At 51.6% G+C, this 19,257-nt stretch carries 18 protein-coding genes; 12 read left to right on the top strand and 6 right to left on the bottom strand.

Going from position 1 to position 19,257, the window contains the following annotated elements; genetic code table 11:
* The 4 genes from EVJ23_RS15425 to nfsA form a co-directional block, all read left to right on the top strand.
* Nucleotides 1-81 (top strand): IS3 family transposase (locus EVJ23_RS15425; protein WP_131440828.1); only part of this gene is annotated, 81 nt, incomplete at its 5' end.
* A gap of 152 nt (nucleotides 82-233) precedes the next feature.
* On the top strand, nucleotides 234-821 hold the full coding sequence (locus EVJ23_RS07650; RefSeq protein ID WP_131465606.1) for a DUF2238 domain-containing protein: 588 nt from the start codon (nucleotides 234-236) through the stop codon (nucleotides 819-821).
* Between the two features lie 113 nt (nucleotides 822-934).
* Nucleotides 935-2,404: a catalase gene (locus EVJ23_RS07645; protein ID WP_131465604.1), complete on the top strand. Its 1,470-nt coding sequence runs from the start codon at nucleotides 935-937 to the stop codon at nucleotides 2,402-2,404.
* A gap of 143 nt (nucleotides 2,405-2,547) precedes the next feature.
* Nucleotides 2,548-3,297 (top strand): oxygen-insensitive NADPH nitroreductase, encoded by a 750-nt coding sequence (gene nfsA / locus EVJ23_RS07640; protein ID WP_131465602.1) that lies wholly within the window; start codon nucleotides 2,548-2,550, stop codon nucleotides 3,295-3,297.
* 80 nt (nucleotides 3,298-3,377) lie between these two features.
* On the opposite strand, the gene EVJ23_RS07635 is transcribed toward nfsA, so the two are convergent.
* The 3 genes from EVJ23_RS07635 to EVJ23_RS07625 all read right to left on the bottom strand — a co-directional run bounded on the left by EVJ23_RS07635 (nucleotide 3,378) and on the right by EVJ23_RS07625 (nucleotide 6,330).
* Nucleotides 3,378-4,502 (bottom strand): TlpA family protein disulfide reductase, encoded by a 1,125-nt coding sequence (locus EVJ23_RS07635; protein ID WP_131465600.1) that lies wholly within the window; start codon nucleotides 4,500-4,502, stop codon nucleotides 3,378-3,380.
* A gap of 63 nt (nucleotides 4,503-4,565) precedes the next feature.
* Nucleotides 4,566-5,966, bottom strand: a complete 1,401-nt coding sequence (locus EVJ23_RS07630) for an MBL fold metallo-hydrolase (RefSeq protein WP_131465597.1) — start codon at nucleotides 5,964-5,966, stop codon at nucleotides 4,566-4,568.
* A 67-nt stretch (nucleotides 5,967-6,033) separates the two neighbouring features.
* Nucleotides 6,034-6,330 (bottom strand): rhodanese-like domain-containing protein, encoded by a 297-nt coding sequence (locus tag EVJ23_RS07625; protein WP_070327805.1) that lies wholly within the window; start codon nucleotides 6,328-6,330, stop codon nucleotides 6,034-6,036.
* A 114-nt stretch (nucleotides 6,331-6,444) separates the two neighbouring features.
* Here EVJ23_RS07625 and EVJ23_RS07620 point away from each other — a divergent pair, with 114 nt between their 5' ends.
* The 7 genes from EVJ23_RS07620 to EVJ23_RS07590 all read left to right on the top strand — a co-directional run bounded on the left by EVJ23_RS07620 (nucleotide 6,445) and on the right by EVJ23_RS07590 (nucleotide 14,060).
* The gene (locus EVJ23_RS07620; protein ID WP_131465595.1) at nucleotides 6,445-6,816 is read left to right on the top strand and encodes a rhodanese-like domain-containing protein; all 372 of its coding nucleotides are present in this window, start codon (nucleotides 6,445-6,447) and stop codon (nucleotides 6,814-6,816) included.
* A 41-nt stretch (nucleotides 6,817-6,857) separates the two neighbouring features.
* A complete protein-coding gene (locus EVJ23_RS07615) occupies nucleotides 6,858-7,637 on the top strand; it encodes a sulfite exporter TauE/SafE family protein (RefSeq protein WP_016508199.1) in 780 nt (259 codons plus the stop codon).
* Between the two features lie 206 nt (nucleotides 7,638-7,843).
* On the top strand, nucleotides 7,844-9,751 hold the full coding sequence (locus EVJ23_RS07610; RefSeq protein WP_131465593.1) for an LTA synthase family protein: 1,908 nt from the start codon (nucleotides 7,844-7,846) through the stop codon (nucleotides 9,749-9,751).
* A gap of 400 nt (nucleotides 9,752-10,151) precedes the next feature.
* Nucleotides 10,152-11,633, top strand: a complete 1,482-nt coding sequence (locus EVJ23_RS07605; RefSeq protein ID WP_131465591.1) for a SulP family inorganic anion transporter — start codon at nucleotides 10,152-10,154, stop codon at nucleotides 11,631-11,633.
* 15 nt (nucleotides 11,634-11,648) lie between these two features.
* Nucleotides 11,649-12,062 carry a universal stress protein gene (locus tag EVJ23_RS07600; protein WP_070327803.1) on the top strand — a complete coding sequence of 138 codons (414 nt, stop codon included), beginning with the start codon at nucleotides 11,649-11,651 and terminating at the stop codon, nucleotides 12,060-12,062.
* Between the two features lie 57 nt (nucleotides 12,063-12,119).
* Entirely contained in the window at nucleotides 12,120-12,734 is a 615-nt protein-coding gene (locus EVJ23_RS07595) for a class I SAM-dependent methyltransferase (RefSeq protein WP_131465589.1), read from the top strand.
* A 57-nt stretch (nucleotides 12,735-12,791) separates the two neighbouring features.
* On the top strand, nucleotides 12,792-14,060 hold the full coding sequence (locus EVJ23_RS07590) for an MFS transporter (RefSeq protein WP_131465587.1): 1,269 nt from the start codon (nucleotides 12,792-12,794) through the stop codon (nucleotides 14,058-14,060).
* 34 nt (nucleotides 14,061-14,094) lie between these two features.
* Here the strand turns inward: EVJ23_RS07590 and EVJ23_RS07585 are convergent, their stop codons facing one another.
* From EVJ23_RS07585 to EVJ23_RS07575, 3 genes are all read right to left on the bottom strand, one after another.
* Nucleotides 14,095-14,289, bottom strand: coding sequence for a hypothetical protein (locus tag EVJ23_RS07585; protein ID WP_236633421.1), 195 nt, complete (start codon nucleotides 14,287-14,289; stop codon nucleotides 14,095-14,097).
* Nucleotides 14,290-14,413: 124 nt separating this feature from the next.
* Nucleotides 14,414-15,151, bottom strand: coding sequence for an ABC transporter permease (locus tag EVJ23_RS07580; RefSeq protein WP_070327797.1), 738 nt, complete (start codon nucleotides 15,149-15,151; stop codon nucleotides 14,414-14,416).
* Nucleotides 15,129-16,061, bottom strand: coding sequence for an ABC transporter ATP-binding protein (locus EVJ23_RS07575; RefSeq protein ID WP_131465585.1), 933 nt, complete (start codon nucleotides 16,059-16,061; stop codon nucleotides 15,129-15,131). Before EVJ23_RS07575 ends, EVJ23_RS07580 begins: the two co-directional genes overlap by 23 nt.
* A 334-nt stretch (nucleotides 16,062-16,395) precedes the next feature.
* Here EVJ23_RS07575 and EVJ23_RS07570 point away from each other — a divergent pair, with 334 nt between their 5' ends.
* Nucleotides 16,396-19,242 carry a 2-oxoglutarate dehydrogenase E1 component gene (locus EVJ23_RS07570; RefSeq protein ID WP_070327795.1) on the top strand — a complete coding sequence of 949 codons (2,847 nt, stop codon included), beginning with the start codon at nucleotides 16,396-16,398 and terminating at the stop codon, nucleotides 19,240-19,242.
* Nucleotides 19,243-19,257: the final 15 nt, after the last annotated feature.

Raw genomic sequence — 19,257 nt, 5'->3', positions numbered from 1 at the left:
ATATCGTTCTACAACCATGATCGTCTCCAGAAACGACTAAACGGCTTGAGCCCTGTCGAATACAGGGCTCAAGCCGCCTAGGCTGGTTTTCATTATTTACCCTGTCTACTTGACGGGGAGCAGTTCAAAGCGATGGGGTCTTTGTCATATGGAAAAATGTATGTACTTGTTCGATGAGACGCGGAAATGGGAATAAGTCCGTAGAGACATTTTACAGAAAGAAGGCACGTATCATGAAGCTGACACGAGGACGACTGTTAGAATTCGGATTCGTCTTGTTCATGGGGATTATTCTCATCACGTCCATCATTCAAGGAGCGTGGTTTAACGCGAGTGTCGCCGGGGCGGGGATCGTCTCGGGACTGATTCCGTTCATGTTGGAGAAGGCGTTTAAAACCGAGTTCGATGCCAAGATGAAAATCGCCTATATTATTTTCCTGTTCGCCTCGCAATATTTGGGTTCGATCGTCGGATTATACAGCAATGGATGGTGGGACACGTTTTTGCACGTGTTGAGCGGGATATTTTTGGCGTTTCTTGGTTTTGACTTCTTTAGTCGTCTCGATGAAGACACACGGCTCGAGATGCCGAAGCGCTTTCTCTTCGTTTACATCGTCGTCTTCTCGATGGCGGGCGCGGCGTTATGGGAGATGTATGAGTTCACGTCAGACATTGTGTTGCAGACGACGATGCAAGGGAACGGGAACGATGACACGATGGTTGATATAATTGCCGGATCGCTCGGAGGGATCATCGCTGCCTTATTGGTGACAGAAATCCATCGGAAAGAGCAGATTAAAAAGAAGAATGGAACCACCTAAAAATAATAGCGCTTACAAAACGTTCGAGACGTCTCGAGCGTTTTATTTGTAATAATTATTATCTTTTAATATTATTAACTTAGTAATAATGATTATTAAGAGGAGGCAACAATATGGATCAACATCGTCATCTAACTACTAACCAAGGCGTCCCAATCGGGGACAACGCCAACTCCATCACAGCCGGCCGCCGCGGCCCAACGCTTCTCGAAGATTATCAGCTAATTGAGAAACTCGCCCACTTTGACCGTGAGCGCGTGCCGGAGCGGGTCGTTCATGCCCGTGGTGCCGGAGCACATGGTGTCTTCAAAGTTAAAAATAGCATGAAACGATATACGAAAGCCAAGTTCTTGCAAGAAGTTGGCCAAGAAACACCAATTTTTGCCCGCTTCTCGACGGTCATCCACGGTCTCGGTTCACCGGAGACGCTTCGTGACCCGCGTGGATTCTCAGTCAAGTTCTACACCGAAGAAGGGAACTATGACTTCGTCGGAAACAACTTGCCGGTCTTCTTCATCCGTGATGCGATCAAGTTCCCAGACGTGATCCACTCGCTCAAACCGGACCCACGGACGAACCTTCAAGACCCGGACCGTTTCTTCGACTTCATGTCGCTCACACCGGAATCGACGAGCATGCTCGTGCACTTGTTCAGTGATGAAGGCATCCCGGCGTCGTACCGTCATATGCGCGGTTCATCGGTCCATTCGTTCAAATGGGTAAACGAATTTGGGAACACGGTGTACATAAAGCTCCGTTGGGTTCCGAAGCAAGGCATTAAAAACTTGTCGATGGACGAAGCAGCCAAAGTACAAGCGGAAGACTTCAACCATGCGACGCGCGACTTGTTCAACGCGATCGAAGAAGGCGACTTCCCGGAATGGGACCTTTACGTCCAAATCCTCGACCCGGCCGACATGGACAACTTCGACTTCGACCCGCTCGATGCGACGAAAGACTGGTTCGAAGACGTCATCCCGTATCAACTCGTCGGCACGATGACGCTCAACAAGAACGTCGACAACTTCTTCGCCGAGACGGAATCGGTCGGGTTCAACCCGGGCGTGCTCGTCCCTGGGATTCAACCGTCTGAAGACAAGATGCTGCAAGGTCGTCTGTTCTCATACTCAGACACGCAACGCTACCGCATCGGGGCGAACTATCTCCAACTCCCGATCAACTGCCCGTTCGCACAAGTGTCGAACAACCAACGTGACGGCGCAATGCCGTTCAAACAACAGACGAGTCCGGTCAACTACGAGCCGAACCGTTACGAGGACACACCGAAACCGGATGCGGCTTATATCGAAACCGAGCAACCGATTTCAGGAGTAACGGGTCGTCAGAAAATCGAGAAGACGAACGACTTCGGGCAAGCGGGTGAAGTGTACCGCCGCTACTCGCAAGACGAGAAAGATGGTCTCGTGCGTAACTTGGTCGCCCACATTAAAGAAGTCCGTCATGAGAAGACAGTCCTTCTCTTGATCTGCAACTTCTACCGGGCTGACCGTGACCTCGGGGAACGCCTCTCGAAAGAATTGAACGTCGATATCACGCCGTTCTTGAGTCAAGTGACGGAATAAATCATCAGCAACAGAGATACCTAACCGTATCTCTGTTTTTTTGTTTACCGTGGATACTCTACGAAGTGCAAACGTGAGTGAAAGCCTCCAAAATTGTCGGGAGTCTTCCCGTATGCCAAGATAAGAAAAAAGGGGGAAGCTGCATGAATCAAATCATCGAAACATTACTGAACCACCGCTCCGTCCGCTCGTTCACGGACGAGACGCTGACCGACGAACAGATCCGTCTCATCGTCGAGAGTGCCCAGCGCGCTTCGACGTCGAGCTTCATCCAGGCGTATTCGATTATCGGCGTGACCGACCCGGAGAAGAAGGCACGCCTCGCCGAGATCGCCGGCAATCAGCAGTACGTCGTCGACAACGGTCATTTCTTCGTCTTTTGTGCTGACCTATACCGGCACGAACTGATCGGAGAACTGCAAGAAGCCGCCGTCAATCCGACGCTCGAGACCGATGAGAAACTGCTCGTCGCCGTCATCGACGCCACGCTCGCGTCACAGAACGCCGTCGTCGCTGCCGAATCGATGGGGTTAGGCATTTGTTACATAGGCGGGATCCGCAACGATATGTCGGCGGTCAAAGAGTTGCTCGGTTTGCCGGAGCGGGTGTTGCCGCTGTTCGGGCTCGCAGTCGGTGTCCCGGCGCACGTCGAGGATCAAAAACCGCGGCTTCCGCTCGAGCATATCTATCACGAGAACACGTACGACGCTGATCCGATTCAACTGAAGCAAGAGCTCACAGCTTACGACCAGACGATTCACGACTACTATGCGGCACGTGGATCGAACCAACGCAGCGATACATGGACGGGCCAGATGGGACGGATGTTGTCGAAGCCGACCCGGCTCGATGTGAAAGACTTCTTGAAGACGCAAGGCTATTTGAAGCAATGAAAAAACCGCCGGCTTGAACTACCCCATTAAAAGTTGGATTTTCATGTCCAACTTTTTTGGTTCAGTTCAACTGGCGGTTTTTAGTTGGTTTTGGTATCGAGCCACGCTTTATCGATCGCACCGAACTGTTTGGCTGTGATGACACCATTTTCATCGAGCACATACGTCGTCGGCATCGCTTGGATCCGGTAGGCGTTCCCGACGGCACCGTCCTCATCGTAGACGACTTGGAACGCGTCTTCATAAGGCGCGACGAACGACCGCGCCTCGTCGACGTCACGTTCACTCGTCGTCGTGTTGACGGCAACGATCGTCACGTCATCTTGCTCGCGGGCAAACTTGGCCATATCGGGCATTTCGGCCCGGCACGGCGGGCACCAAGACGCCCAAAAGTTGACGACAACACGCTCTCCGCGTAAGTCTTCTAAGTTAAGCGTCGTACCGTCCGTTCGTTTCAATTCAAAGTTAGGCGGAACTTGACCGATGTTCAGCCCGGCTGCTTGAGACGAGTCGGCAACGAGCGTTGGTGTCTCGTCCGGTAAGCTCGCGTTGATGATCGCGAGCGCGACGAGGACACCGAGACCGGATTGGACGATGCGGCGTGACGGTTTGGCGACGTACCCGGCGAGTCCGACTAAAGCTGCGAACGGGATGAGCCACAGTAGATTCACCGTTGAGGTCGCATACGTGCTCACGAGCCAGATAGCAAACGCACCGACCGTCGTCCATAGCAAGGCACCGACCGATGGCGAGCGCATCCAGCGCCACGTCACAACGATTAAGCCTGCGATGAGCAGGGCAGTGTACAGATGGAGCGGTTGAGCGGTCGCGATAAACGGGAGCGTTCCGTACTTCGGCACGACGATCGTCACACCGAACCATAAAAGTAGGGCTGAAAATAGCCAATAGCCCCGAAGCCCGGGAGCAAGCCGGAAGACGAAAAATCCGATTGTTGTAGTGGCGATCAGGATCGACCAGATACCGCCCGTCGCATACAGTGATAGCGCCAAACTACCGGTCGAGGCGAGGCCGATGATGATGGCGCTCAGTTTCCAGGCGAGAAACCCGGCGAACCACGTCCCGAGGACGGCGTCGCGGTCTTTTTCCGTTAATCCGATTTTTTTGAAGCCGATGTAGAGACCGAGCAGACTGACCATGAAGACGAGCAGGTCGAGTCGGACGTTCAGTGGACCGATTGCAATCACGATATCCCTCCTAGAGAAAAAGCGCCCAAACGAGTGGGCGCTTTCTTTGTTTTTAGTATAGCATTAGCCGATTTGTTCTGCGTTGAGGACGGTCTTCATCGCAGCATAGCCACCAAGGATGTTTTGAATATCCTTGTAGCCGAGCGATTGAAGGACGCTCGCGGCCATACGTGAACGGACGCCTGACGCACAGTGGACGGCGATCGTCTTGTCTGTCGGTAGACCGTCGTGGTCACGCATGAGTTTACCGAGCAAGATGCGCTCTGCTTTCTCATAGTGACTCGCGTTCCATTCTGTCGCGTTGCGGACGTCAAGGACGAACACGTCGTTCTTCTCAGCTGATTCGATCGCTTGTTCAGCCGTCACGTCCGTGTACGTTTCTGTCAATAGTTCTTGACCGAGCTCTTCGACAGGGACGATGAAGCGGAGACGGTCAAGACCGATTGATTGAAGGTCTGTCTGCACTTCTTCGACGTCTTCCGCGCTCGCGATGAGCGTGATGTCTTTGTCGAAGTTAACGAGCCAGCCGGCCCATGAGACGAATTTCGTGTTGTAAGGGATGTTGATCGTCCCAGGGACGTGACCTTGCGCGAAGTCTTCGCCTCTACGTGTGTCGACGACTTGCGTCGCTTCGACGAGTGTGTCGAGACGGTCCGTGCCGACGACTTCTGGACGAGCGATCTCGTTCGTCACTTGGATGCCTTCTTTGTTCACTTTTTTCATCATCGCGAAGTAGTTCGGCGGTTCTGGTTGGTCTGTCGTCAACTCTTTGATGAATGCGTCTTTGTCCGTCATTTGGAGCGCCCAGTTCGTCGCTTTCTCATAACCGACCGTTGACGTTGGGATCGCGCCAAGAGCTTTCCCGCAAGCGCTGCCGGCACCATGGCCAGGCCAGACTTGAACGAAGTCAGGGAGAGCCTTGAACTTGTTAAGCGAGTGGAACATTTGCTCGGCACCGATGGCCGTCGTTCCTTTCACGCCGGCCGCTTCTTCGAGCAGGTCAGGGCGTCCGATATCGCCGACGAAGACGAAGTCGCCTGTGAAAATACCCATCGGTTGCGTTTGGTTGCGGTCATAGAGCAAGAACGAGATGTGTTCCGGTGTGTGGCCTGGTGTGTGCATGACTTCGAGCGTGACGTTACCGACTTTGAACGTGTCGCCGTCTTTGACGAGTTTCGAGTCGATGTTTTTCGCGAACGCATATTTCCATGACGCGTCACCTTCATCTGACAAGTAGGCTGTCGAGCCAGTGCGTTTCGCAAGTTCGAGCGAACCTGAGACGAAGTCGGCGTGGATGTGTGTCTCAGCCGTCGCGACGATCGTCATGCCTTCTTTTTCAGCTTCTTGCAAGTACGGTGTGATGTTGCGAGCCGGGTCGATGACGACCGCTTCGCCGGTCATTTGGCAACCGACCATGTAAGATGCCTGTGCTAATTTTTGATCATAGAAATAACGTAATAACATATGATATACCCCCTAGAATAGTTGACTGTAAACGTTAGTTGTTGTGCTGCTTTATATTTAGAAGTGATTAAACCGTTTCGCCTGTCCAGCTCATCATGCCGCCGTCGACGTTGATGACGTCAAAGCCGAGTGAGTCGAGGTAAGCTGACGCGTTCATGCTGCGTCCGCCTGCCGCACAGATGACATGAATCGGTTTCGTGCGGTCGAGCTCATCGACTTTCGCACTGAAGTCAGACAACGGTACGTTTTTCGCTTGTTTGATGTGTCCGCCTGCAAATTCATCCGTTTCACGAACGTCGATCAAGTTGAGCGTTTCATCCGTGCTTAGCAATGTTTCTAATTCAGTCGTCGTAATCGTCTTCATGTGGTATTAATCCCCTTTTCTAATCAAGTTATGTTTAAAGTGAGTAACTTTCGTTGTTTTTAATATACCCCCTAAGGTATACTCAATGCAAGGAAAAGAATTGGAGGTCAAAAATTGCGTAAATTAACGATCATCTTATCGATTTTAGTGATTGTGACTGTCGGAATCGTAGTTTTCACTTCGAAAGAGGATGGAATCACCCAAATCGACGTCGAAACACTACAAAACAGATTGGAAAACGAAGAAATAACCTTGTTGGACGTCCGTGAACTAGATGAATACGAGGGGGGGCATATCGAAGGAGCGGTGAACGCACCACTTTCTTCATTAAATGAAACCGAATTACCTTATGCGAAAGATGAACCGATCTATATCATTTGCCGCAGTGGCAATCGAAGCGCCCAGGCGGCCGAGTTGTTGCAGGATCGAGGTTATACGGAAATTTATGACGTTTCAGGCGGTATGATCGCTTGGGAACAGAAATAAAACTTACTTATCTAATAGGGTAGGAAACTGGAGGAGCTAGTATGGAGTTAGAGTTTATCATCACAATCTTTTTGATCGGCTTTATCGGATCATTCATCTCAGGGATGGTCGGGATCGGCGGGTCAATCATCAAATATCCGATGTTGTTGTACATTCCGCCGCTTCTTGGCTTCGCGGCGTTCAGCGCCCACGAAGTATCTGGGATCAGCGCGATTCAAGTGTTCTTCGCGACGATTGGTGGGATTTACGCATATCGTAAAGGCGGCTATTTGAATAAACAACTCATCCTGTATATGGGTGTCGCCGTCTTGATTGGAAGTTTCATCGGGGGCTACGGCTCGACGCTGTTGTCGGAGAACTTGATCAACGTCGTCTATGCGGTCCTCGCGACGATTGCGACGATCATGATGTTCTTGCCGAAAGCGAACGTCGAAGATTTGCCGCTCGACCAAGTCACGTTCAATAAACTGATCGCGGCCAGTTCGGCGTTTATCGTCGGGATCGCAGCCGGGATCGTCGGAGCGGCCGGAGCGTTCATCTTGATGCCAATCATGCTCGTCGTGCTCCGTATCCCGACGAAGATGGCGATCGCGAGTTCGCTTGCGATCACGTTCATCTCATCGATCGGGTCGACAGCCGGTAAGATCATCACCGACCAAATCGTCTGGGAGCCGGCCTTCGTCATGATTATCGCGAGTTTGATTGCGGCACCGATCGGGGCGAACATCGGGAAAAACATGAAGACAAAGTCGCTCCAGATGATTTTGGCGTTGCTCATTTTAGCGAGTACGGTCAAGATCTGGATGGACATCATCGGCTAAATGAATCGTGTTTCAAAGGCTATCGAGTTCACTCGATAGCCTTTTTTAGATGAAGATTGCAATAAAATTGTTAAGTTTATGTAGCATTGTAAACGTCAAAAAGTTGAATTAAGTTCAAAAGAACGTTAAAATACTCTTTATACGTCTGTACGTTTGTTAGTCGACGCACTAACTTACCATATGAAAATGACCTAAGGAGTGTTTGAATGAATCACACGAATCAATCGAACGGGAAATTAGAGCGGTTCCGTCACGCGGCAAGCGACTCGTTCCGGACGCATCGCCTGTTTTGGATATTTACGATCCTGTTATGGACGAAGTCACTGATTGCGTATCAGTTCTTCTTTAACATGCCACCTGAGAACGCGGTCCAAGCGTTCATTCTGTTCATCAACCCGTTAAGTTTCACGTTGTTCTTGTTTGCCTTTAGTTTCTTCTTCGGAGGCAATAAACGGAAGTGGGCGCTATACGGTCTTTACACGGTGTCCTCGCTCATCTTGTTTGCGGATACGACCTACTACCGTGAGTTCACGGACTTCTTGACTGTGCCGTTATTGTTCCAATCGTCGAACCTAGAGACGTTATCGTCGTCATTCCTGTCGTTGCTTGAATGGAAAGACTTGCTTCTGTTAGGAGATCTCGTCGTGCTTCCGTTCTTGCTCTGGAAACTAAAAGAGACAGGCAAAGCGTCACAACGCCGCGTGTTGCTCACGTTCGGTGCAGCTGCCGCCGTGTTCGGCTTTAACCTTGTCCTCGCAGAGACGGAGCGCCCAGAACTGTTGACGCGTTCGTTCGACCGTGAACTGCTTGTTAAAAACTTAGGGACGTTCAACTTCCACGTCTATGACGCGATGCTTCAAACGAAGACATCGGCGCAAAAAGCGCTCGCGGACGGTTCTGAACTCGATGAAGTCGAGAACTACACGCGTCAGAACTATGCGGCGCCGGACCCGGACATGTTCGGGAAGTATAAAGGCAAGAACGTCATCGCCATCTCGCTCGAATCGACACAGAGCTTTACGCACAATATGAAAGCTTCGAACGGCGAGTACATCACGCCGAACTTGAACAAGTTGATTGACGAGTCACACTTCTGGCCGAACTATTACCATACGACCGGTCAAGGGAAGACGTCGGACTCTGAGTTCGCGCTCGACAACTCGCTGTACGGATTGTCGCGTGGCGGCGTCTACTTCACGAACGCCGACAACGAATATGATGCGCTTCCTGGTGTCATCAAAGAAGACAACTACTATTCGGCGGTGTTCCACGCCAACAACAAATCGTTCTGGAACCGCGACCAGATGTATCAAAACATCGGCGTCGATGAGTTCTTTGATGAGAAGAGCTACGATTTAGGCGACCCGGCCAACATGACGGAATGGGGTCTCCTCGACGATGAGTTCTTCTTACAGTCGGTACCGATGCTCGAAGAACTGCCGGAACCTTACTTCGCGAAGTTCATCACGCTGACGAACCATTTCCCGTTCACGATGCCGAGTGCGGACCATGAACTCGTTCCGAAATTCGAGACGAACTCGACGACGCTCAATAACTTCCCGCAAGCGCTCGCATATCAAGACTATGCCCTCGGGTTGTTCATTGATGAGTTGAAAAAGAACGGGACATGGGACGATACGATCTTCGTCGTTTACGGTGATCATAACGGTATCTCGACGAACCATAACGCTGCCATGGCCGATTTGCTCGGAAAAGACGAGTTGACGCCATATGACGTGGCAAAACTTCAGTCAGTCCCGTTCGCGATTCACTTGCCTGGTCAAGACAAAGGTGAAGTCCACGAGACGGTCGGGAGCCACGTCGATATGAACCCGACGATTCAGCATTTGCTCGGGTTCGATACGTCTGATCAAATCGGGTTCGGTAACGACTTGTTCGCGCCAGAACGCAACGATCGCGCCATCTTCCGTGACGGTACGATCGTGACAAGCGACTATTTGTTCACCCAGTCAACGTGTTATGACGCCGAGACAGGAGAAGTCGTCGATGACGCGAAAGTATGTACGCCACTTGAAGACGAGGCGAACAAAGTACTTGAGATGAACGATAAGATCATCTATTCGGACTTGCTCCGCTTTAAAGAAAATAACTAAACACGCGAGAGAAAAGATTTTAAAAATCTTTTCTCTCTTTTTTGTTGTCTGAAAAATAAATCGGCGGCAAAATCGAATCGACTATGGTGAAAATCTGGGTATGTGAGGTAAGCGGTTACATGGTTGGTGTAAAGGGGGATACGAAGTCGGAGCAGCGAGGGGACGTGACGAGAGAGAACGAAGTGTGTCGTTATATCCTTATAAAAATGAACGAATCCGCATGCGGACATCTAGGAAAAAGTTGAGGCTCATCGGTTGTCATCGTGCTCATTCTCGGGTAACATCTGAGTTGTTGTGAAGTTATGAACGAACTGTGAATACGGCTTCTATAATTTGATTAAGTTGATTTCTGTGAGAGTCAGAAATCAATTTAAAAATTTTTATAGAGAGGTGTGTTCATTTGGAAAAATTGAATACGGTAAAACAAGAATGGCTCGGGAATCCCCGTGCTGAAGTGATGGCAGGGATCGTTGTGGCCCTTGCACTCATTCCGGAGGCAATCGCCTTCTCACTGATCGCTGGATTAAATCCGATGGTAGGACTATATGCGTCCTTTATCATCGCGATGGTCATTTCGATTACAGGAGGACGCCCCGCGATGATTTCGGCCGCGACGGGCGCGATGGTACTCCTTGTCGTCGATCTCGTAAAAGATTATGGACTTCAGTACTTGCTCGCTGCAGGGATACTAGCTGGTATTATCCAGATCGTGCTTGGTTTTCTTGGTATAGCTCGTTTAATGAAGTTCATCCCGCGTGCGGTTATGGTCGGCTTCGTTAACGCCCTTGCCATTTTGATCTTCCAAGCCCAGCTTCCGCAATTTGGAGGCGAGACGTGGATCATGTGGGCCATCGTTGCAGCATCGCTTGCGATCATCCTTGTTTTCCCGCGCATCACGTCAGCAATCCCGGCGCCGCTTGTCGCCATCGTGGCGATGACGTTGCTCGTGTTCTTTATGGGACTTGAGACGAAAACGATCGGAGATATGGGGACGATCACGGCAACGCTGCCGATGTTCCTCTTGCCGGACCTCCCGCTCACACTCGAGACACTTATGATCATCTTGCCTTATTCGTTCTCGCTCGCCTTTGTCGGTTTGATTGAGTCGCTATTGACGGCTCAAATCGTCGATGACATGACGGGTACAGATTCGAATAAGAACCGTGAATCAAAAGGTCAAGGGATCGCCAACATCATCGCTGGTTTCTTCGGTGCGATGCCAGGATGTGCGATGATCGGACAATCGGTCATCAACGTCTCGTCTGGAGCACGGGGTCGCTTGTCGACGTTCTCGGCAGGACTTGCGCTCCTCATCATGATCATGACGATGAGTAACATTTTAATGCTGATTCCAGTCGGGGCACTCGTCGGTGTCATGTTCTTCGTCGCCTATGCGACGTTCGACTGGGGCTCACTCAAAACGCTCAAGACAGGTCAAAAGACCGATTCGCTCGTCATGGTCACGACGGTACTCGCGACCGTGCTCACGCACGACTTGTCGATCGGTGTCATCACCGGAATCGTGACGGCCGCCGTCATCTTCGCCGCGAAAATTTCGCGTGTCGAGCTGAAGCGCCACCAAGACGGACAACGTGCACACTATGAAGTGAACGGACAGCTGTTCTTCGCGTCTACGTCTGACTTTGTCAACCAGTTCGATGTCGAAGCAGATGTCGAAGCAGACGTGAAACAAGTCAGCATCGACTTCGCCAACACCCATCTTTGGGACGATTCGGCCATCGGGGCCATCGATAAGGTCGTCTTCAAATATCGGACGGTTGGAATCGAACCAAAACTGTTAAACTTAAACAAAGATTCAGAGAAGCTGTTGAACACGCTGGCGCTCCATCTTCGTCAACAAGATGCGAACGTCGGCCACTAAAAGGGGGAACTTACAATGAGTAAAATCTTTCTAGCGATTGATGGTTCAGATCATTCGATGCGTGCCACCCAAAAAGCGGTCGAACTCGCCAAAGTGACATCATCTTCAATCGATGTCGTCCATGTCGTGTCACCGAAAGAATCAAAAGAAAGCGCCCTTCAATCGACGGGTAAAATCGATCTTGAAGTGAGACGGAAACAACGTCTTCAAGTGTTTTTCGATGCGATCACCGAAGCGGGCGTTTCGTACGAGTATATCGAACTCCGCGGCGAACCTGACGTTGAACTCGTCAACTACGCCAACCATGAACCGTATGAATTCGTGGTCGTCGGCTCGCGCGGCCTCAATACGTTCCAAGAGTTCGTATTGGGCAGTGTCAGCCACAAGCTTGCTAAACGTTCGTTGTCACCTGTGATCATCGTTCGTTAACAGACAGCGCCACGAGACTTTCGTGGCGCTTTTGCTGTATAGAAAAAGGAGGAGCTTATGGCATTGAATTATACGGGAGAACGGGTCATCCCAGATCAAATGGACCCGCTGAACGGTATGTTACTTGAACATATTGCCCGTTATCATTTTTCATTGTTGTACATGGACGGTCGCGTGCTCGACTTTGCGAGCGGTGTCGGATATGGCAGTCAGTTGATTGCGAAAAATTTGAAGGGGCAAGTCGATGAGGTCGTCGCCCTCGATTTATCAGAAGAGACGACACGTTATGCACGAGGCCGATATTATCATCCGAACGTGACCTATGTCGTCGGGGATGTGCTCGATCGAACCTTACCCGAACAACTCGGCACGTTCGACTGTATCGTCAGTTTTGAGACAATCGAGCATGTGGACGATTTTGAAAGATTCATGGCGAACGTTTGGGAGTTGCTTAAACCGGGTGGTACGCTCGTCTTGTCGACGCCGTTCGGTCAAGGAGTCGGTAAACCGACGAACGAGCCGTTTCACGTCCATCAATTTACAGAACAAGAGTTTACAGCGTTGTTCGATCGGTTCGCCTCGACCGAGTTCTATTACCAACGGGGCGTGCTCGTCGAACCGAAACGACCTGAGCGTCATTATCCGATCGGGATTGCTGTCGCTACAAAATAATAATTGAAAAGGCGATGGAAATAAAATCGTCTTACATAACAGAGGAAAAGGAGCAAGATGATGCGAAGACTTCGAAAACCATCCTACTACGGATGGTATATGGTCATGATCGCGGGCCTCGGTGTATTTTTCTCGGGTCCCGGTCAGACGTACTTTATCTCAGTTTTTATCGACCAATACATAACCGATTTTGGCTGGTCGCGCTCTGAAGTATCGAGCGTTTATTCGGCCGCGACGCTCGCCTCGGCCGCCTGTTTATTTTTCGTCGGTCGATTGATCGACCGCTTTGGGCAACGGGCGATGATGGTCATCGCCTCGATATTGCTGGCGGTCGCTTGTCTGTTCAACAGTTACGTCACGAACTTGACGATGCTCTTCTTCGGCATCTGGATGCTCCGCCTGTTCGGGCAAGGGTCGATGACGCTCATCCCGAACACGCTCGTCCCGCAGTGGTTCATCACGAAGCGTGGCCAGGCGCTCAGCTATATGGCAATCGGAGGGTTCTTGAGCTCGGCCGTCTTTCCGCCACTCAACGTCTGGCTCGTCGGTTTGATCGGTTGGCAAACGACGTGGCAAGTGTGGGGACTGCTCGTGCTCGTCTTGTTCACACCGCTCGCTTATCGTTTCGTCCGCAACCGCCCAGAAGACATCGGACTTTTGCCGGACGGAGGGACGAATCCTCATCCGAGCAATAAATCGACGACGACACCGATTCATATCGACGTCGATTTCACGTTCCAAGAAGCGCTCAAGACACGTGCTTTTTGGCTGATCTTGTCGTGCATCGGCATCCCGGCGCTCGTCAACACAGCGATCACGTTCCACTTGATCTCAATTTTTGAAGAGCAGAGCCTACCACCGGTGACGGCCGCGATCGTTTTGAGCTTGATGGCGATCCTCGGCTTCCCGGTGACGTTCATCGCGGGACGGATCATCGATGTCGTGAAAATCAATTATGTATTGATCGGTATTTTTGTGACCGAGATCATCTTTATGGTCATCCTGCAATATACGTCGACGTTCTCAATCGCGATGCTGTTCGGGGTGATCTGGGGCATCAGTAACGGCTTTGAGCGCATCGCTTTAAACTATGTTTGGCCGTACTACTTCGGTCGGGCCGCGCTCGGCAGCATCAGCGGCCTGGCGACGTCGGTCATGGTACTTGGCTCGGCGGTGGGACCGTTGCCGTTCGGGATCGCCTACGACTTGTTCGGCAACTACGAGTCGATCATTTGGTATTCGCTCGTCTTCCCGGTCATCGGCATCCTCGCCGCCTCATTCGCGGTCAAACCGACGCTCGTGCGAGGGCCACCTCTTTTCCATTAGCAAAAACGTACCACAAAAAAACCCGATGAACGAGTCATCGAGTGATGAAATAGTATAGCAGTCCGAGCGCCACGAATGAGACCGGGAATAGGACGATATACGTCCAAGACACGAGCGACCAGCTTTTCTTTTGGCTATAGTCTGATTTGTCTTTTCCGAGACCGACCATGATCGTGAAGACGAGGGCGATCAAGCAGACGACTAGCGATAATCCGATTGTGAGATACATCATACCACTTCCTTTAACGTTTCTATACCTAGAATACCGTATCATCAAACAAAAAAACCTCTGAAATGTTGGGATTGTGTGTCCGACAGTCAGAGGTTTTGTCACGTTCATAGAGAGGGGCAGGTTATTCCGCGAACGTCTTGCTGCGGAACATGAACGCCGTAATGATATAGAAGGCGATGATGTGGATCAACACGTAAAACGCTGAGAACCAAATCGTCACGTCCATCGTCTCCATGAAGCCTGGGCTTTGGTAATAGATAGACAAGTCCGTGTGCAAAAAGACGATCCATTTAGCAATGGCCGGCTTCCATGCGATGAGGAGGCCGCCGATCATCGTCGAGACGAAGTTCGCGAGTACGGTAAAACCGATGACGACACCGACCGATTTGAAGACGACCGAGAACATGAGCGTCAAGAAGATGACGAACACGCCGCTCGACACGCTGAGTAGGACGTTACGGAACTGTTCGAACGTCAAGTTCCCGTCAAGCGTCAAAGCGAAGCCATACGTCACAGCAAGGATGAACACGAACTGGGCGAGCATGATCAGGATTGCGGCAACGAGTTTCGACAGCAAGATCCGGTCACGGGAGTACGGGCTCATGAGCAAGTGTTTCAACGTGTCGAACTTCAGTTCATTCCCGATCATCTCAGCGGTGAACACGATCGTGAAGATGCCGAGGAATGTCATCGCGGCCATCGTGGCATAGTTGACGAACGTTGTCGCATCTCCCGACTCGTTTCCACTCGTGACGATGACGTACGTTAAAATGATAATCCCGGTATACATGCCGAGGGCGATCAGCGGCTTGATCGTGCGCCGCCATTTCATAAACTCATTGGCTAGTAATGAACGCATTGTTCGTTCCTCCTTCTTTCTTCGTCACTTTGAGGAATTGATCCTCGAGCGTCTCGTACTTCATCCCGATTTGGAAGACGTTGATGTCTTGATTGATGAGTCGTTTCAATAGAACCGGGATATCCGTCTCAGGGCGGGGGACGAGGAACGTCTCAGCCGATTGCTGAACGATTTTCACATCGTCAAACAGCATGGCGGCCGCGTCGAGCGCCTCGTTCATTTGCTCGCGTGATACTTTACATAGAATGACGCCTTCTTCACGCGTCGTCCCGTCTTGGACCGATTTGATTTGACCGTGGTCGATGATTGCGAACCGGTCCGTGATCAGTTCCATCTCACTAAGTAAGTGGCTCGAGATCAAGATGGCGATGCCGCGGTGCTCGGCGAGGTGCCGTAAGTAGTTGCGCAGGTCGGCGATGCCGGCCGGGTCGAGCCCGTTCGTCGGCTCATCGAGAATGAGCACTTTCGGATTGTGGAGGAGCGCACGGGCGATCCCGAGCCGCTGCTTCATTCCGAGCGAGTACTGTTTGACTTTCATGTCGAGCTTCGATTCGAGCCCGACGAGTGCCCCAAGGGCGTTCAAGTCGACTTTTTTCAAATTGGGGATCAAATTCTTGGCGTGGATCAAGTTTTCTCGACCAGTCAAGTAAGGGTAGAACGCCGGGTTTTCGACGATGGCACCGATGCGACTGAGCGCCTCTTGGCGGTCGGTTGATACGTCGAACCCGTCGACGGTAACGGAGCCGTGCGTTGCCGGCATTAGACCGGTGATGATACGGATCGTCGTCGTCTTTCCGGCACCGTTCGGACCGAGGAAGCCGAAGATTTCGCCGGGCGTGACTTCGAAGCTGACGTTGGTCAGAACGTTCGTCTGGCCCAGTTTTTTGTGGACATTTTGGACGGATAACATGTTGTCACCTTGCTTTCGTTGAGATTTATTTCCAAGCTTGCTAACATTGTATACGACAAGACTGAAAGAAGGTTTCACCTTTTTTTGAAACAATTGAATCAAACGACAACTTTCACAATTAGTCGATAAGTAAAACTTATTGAATTAGTATGGACGAATTGTGAATTTGAAAGGGTCTTTCGACCTGGAAAGGTGTAGTATGAAGAAGAGAGTAAGAGGCAAGATTTGGCTCTTTTCACGGCCTGAATCAGATGGATGAACTGATTCGTGCGGCCTTAAAAAATGAAAGCGTTCACACATCGGGCGCATAGGAACGGACAGGGGGATTTATTCAATGGGAGAGTCGTCGAACGGTCGCGAGCAATCGCAAACATTTTATGGTCCAAACTTAGGCTACATCGTTGAATTGTACGAGCAATATTTGGAAGACAGAGAATCGGTCGATGCGGAGACGCGTCGTTACTTTGATGAGAACGGTTCACCCGAACAAGCGGTACCGGTCGCACCGGTCGCTTCATTTGATTTGGAGAAAATCGTGGCGGCGACTCGGCTCGTCAACGATATCCGGGCGCTCGGTCATAAAGCGGCTGATATTTATCCGCTCAAGGACCATCCGCGTGAGCACGGGTTGTTTGTGTTCGACCGTTACGGGTTGAACGAGTCAGACCTCGAGCAGATCCCGGCACACTTGCTGTCAGAAGACGTACCGAAGCCCGGCGCGAACGCACTTGAACTCGTCCGTCATTTACTCGACGTCTATACAGGGACGGTAGCCATCGAGTTGCGCCACTTGGATGATATGGAAGAGAAGCGCTGGATTCGCCGCCGCATCGAGCAAGGCGCATTGAAAGCCGCGTACTCGAAAGAAGAGAAGCTTGAGTTGTTCGAGCGTTTAGCCGAGACGGAACTGTTCGAATCGTTCCTTCATAAGACGTACGTCGGACAAAAACGTTTCTCGATCGAAGGACTCGACAGCATGGTCCCGCTCCTTGACGCGATGGTCGGACGGCTCATCTCGAGCGGTTCGGAACACATCAACATCGGGATGGCACACCGTGGACGTTTGAACGTCCTCGCCCATGTGCTCGGTAAACCGTACGAAATGATCTTTGCCGAGTTCCAGCACGCACCGAATAAAGAACTCATTCCGTCAGAAGGTTCGATCGGCATCAACTTCGGCTGGTCGGGCGACGTGAAATACCATCTTGGACTCGATCGCCGCGTGTTAGATGAGAAGAAAGAAGTCCGCTTGAACCTCGCCAACAACCCGAGCCACCTTGAATTCGTCGGCTCGATTGTCGAAGGTTACACGCGTGCCGCGCAAGACGACCGCTCTGCAAAAGGGATGCCGGTCCAACACGATGACAAGGCTGCTTCGATCTTGATCCACGGGGACGCCGCGTTCCCAGGCCAAGGCATCGTCGCCGAGACGCTCAACATGACGAACTTGACGGGCTACCGGACAGGCGGCACAGTTCACGTCATCGCCAACAATACGATCGGCTTCACGACCGACCCGAGCGACTCGCGCTCGACACGTTATGCGAGCGATATCGCCAAAGGCTACGAGATCCCGGTCTTCCACGTCAACGCCGACGACCCGGAAGCGTGTGTCGCCGTCGCGAAATTGTGCAGCGAATACCGTGCCAAGTTCCATAAAGACATCCTTGTCGACTTGGTCGGCTACCGCCGCTATGGACACAACGAGATGGATGAGCCGATGAACACGAACCCGGTTCTATACAAAGCGATCAAAGAACATCAATCGGTCCGTCACGTCTATGCCGATCTTCTCGAAGCAGAAGGCGTCATGACGAAAGAAGACAAAGCGACGATCGAACAATCGATTGAAGATCGCTTGAAGTCAGCGCGCGACCTCGTCCCGGCTGAGGAAGAAGATGCGGACATCGTCTTGCCGGAAGCAGTCTATAAAGGATTCCCTTACGTCGATACGGCAGTCGAACGCGACTTGTTGCAACAGTTGAACGATGAGCTGCTCGTCTGGCCTGAAGGGTTCGGCTTGTTCCATAAGCTTCAAAAAGTACTCGACCGTCGTCGTGACGCGTTCGGGGACAACGGGAAGATCGACTGGGGCCATGCCGAGACGCTCGCCTACGCCTCGATCATCTCGGACGGGACACCGATCCGTTTGAGCGGTCAAGATTCAGAGCGCGGGACGTTCGCGCAACGTAACATCATGTTGAACGACGTCGAGACCGGCAAGAAATTCTCGCCACTCCACGAGTTGTCGACGGCGAAAGCCTCGTTCACGGTGCACAACAGCCCGCTCTCGGAAGGCTCGGTGCTCGGCTTTGAATACGGCTATAACGTGTTCGCACAAGATACGCTCGTGTTGTGGGAAGCGCAGTACGGTGACTTTGCCAACTCGGCCCAAGTCATGTTCGACCAGTTCATCTCGGCCGGTCGTGCGAAATGGGGTCAAAAATCGGGTCTCGTCATGCTGTTGCCGCACGGTTACGAAGGACAAGGTCCGGAGCACTCGAGCGCGCGGATGGAACGTTATTTGACGCTCGCCGGTGAAAAGAACTGGACGGTCGCTAATTTGTCGACGGCTGCCCAATACTTCCACATCTTGCGTCGTCAGGCGAAGATGCTTGGTACTGAGCAAATCCGACCGATGATCATCATGACACCGAAGAGCCTGCTTCGTCATCCACTTGCAGCCTCAACGGTCGAAGAGTTGTCAGATGGCAGCTTCTGTCCGATCGTCGAACAAACAGGTCTTGGCGAACAGCCGGACAAAGTCGAACGGCTCGTCTTCTGTTCAGGGAAGATGGCGATCGATCTGCAAGAAGCGACGATGAAATCAGAGGAGTCACTCGACTTCCTCCACATCATCCGCGTCGAAGAAATCTATCCGTTCCCGGTCCGTGAGATTCGCGACGTCATCAGTCGCTACCCGAACGCCAAAGAGATCGTCTGGGTACAAGAAGAACCGAAAAACATGGGAGCTTGGACATACATCGAGCCGCGTCTTGAAGCGGTGACATCGAACCGTCTGAACGTCCGTTACATCGGGCGCCGTCGCCGGTCAAGCCCGGCTGAAGGAAATCCGACAGCACACAAACAAGAACAAGCACGCATCATCCGTGAAGCCTTATCCCGTGACGCCGTCTCAAGTGCGGCTGGAGCGAGCACATACCAAAAAGATCGTAAATAAGTTAAGGGGGAACTC

The organism is Exiguobacterium sp. SH1S1 (assembly GCF_004337245.1).
GTDB classification, from domain to species: domain Bacteria; phylum Bacillota; class Bacilli; order Exiguobacteriales; family Exiguobacteriaceae; genus Exiguobacterium; species Exiguobacterium aurantiacum_A.
The sequence above is the reverse complement of the archived record's forward strand: the minus strand, read 5'-3'. Positions and strand labels throughout refer to the sequence as shown.

Bases quoted from the DNA above. Each gene is read 5' to 3' on its own strand.
- EVJ23_RS07650 (WP_131465606.1), top strand. From the start codon at position 234: ATGAAGCTGACACGAGGACGACTGTTAGAATTCGGATTCGTCTTGTTC.
- EVJ23_RS07645 (WP_131465604.1), top strand. From the start codon at position 935: ATGGATCAACATCGTCATCTAACTACTAACCAAGGCGTCCCAATCGGG.
- nfsA (WP_131465602.1), top strand. From the start codon at position 2,548: ATGAATCAAATCATCGAAACATTACTGAACCACCGCTCCGTCCGCTCG.
- EVJ23_RS07630 (WP_131465597.1), bottom strand. From the start codon at position 5,966: ATGTTATTACGTTATTTCTATGATCAAAAATTAGCACAGGCATCTTAC.
- EVJ23_RS07625 (WP_070327805.1), bottom strand. From the start codon at position 6,330: ATGAAGACGATTACGACGACTGAATTAGAAACATTGCTAAGCACGGAT.
- EVJ23_RS07615 (WP_016508199.1), top strand. From the start codon at position 6,858: ATGGAGTTAGAGTTTATCATCACAATCTTTTTGATCGGCTTTATCGGA.
- EVJ23_RS07610 (WP_131465593.1), top strand. From the start codon at position 7,844: ATGAATCACACGAATCAATCGAACGGGAAATTAGAGCGGTTCCGTCAC.
- EVJ23_RS07600 (WP_070327803.1), top strand. From the start codon at position 11,649: ATGAGTAAAATCTTTCTAGCGATTGATGGTTCAGATCATTCGATGCGT.
- EVJ23_RS07595 (WP_131465589.1), top strand. From the start codon at position 12,120: ATGGCATTGAATTATACGGGAGAACGGGTCATCCCAGATCAAATGGAC.
- EVJ23_RS07590 (WP_131465587.1), top strand. From the start codon at position 12,792: ATGATGCGAAGACTTCGAAAACCATCCTACTACGGATGGTATATGGTC.
- EVJ23_RS07585 (WP_236633421.1), bottom strand. From the start codon at position 14,289: ATGTATCTCACAATCGGATTATCGCTAGTCGTCTGCTTGATCGCCCTC.
- EVJ23_RS07580 (WP_070327797.1), bottom strand. From the start codon at position 15,151: ATGCGTTCATTACTAGCCAATGAGTTTATGAAATGGCGGCGCACGATC.
- EVJ23_RS07575 (WP_131465585.1), bottom strand. From the start codon at position 16,061: ATGTTATCCGTCCAAAATGTCCACAAAAAACTGGGCCAGACGAACGTT.
- EVJ23_RS07570 (WP_070327795.1), top strand. From the start codon at position 16,396: ATGGGAGAGTCGTCGAACGGTCGCGAGCAATCGCAAACATTTTATGGT.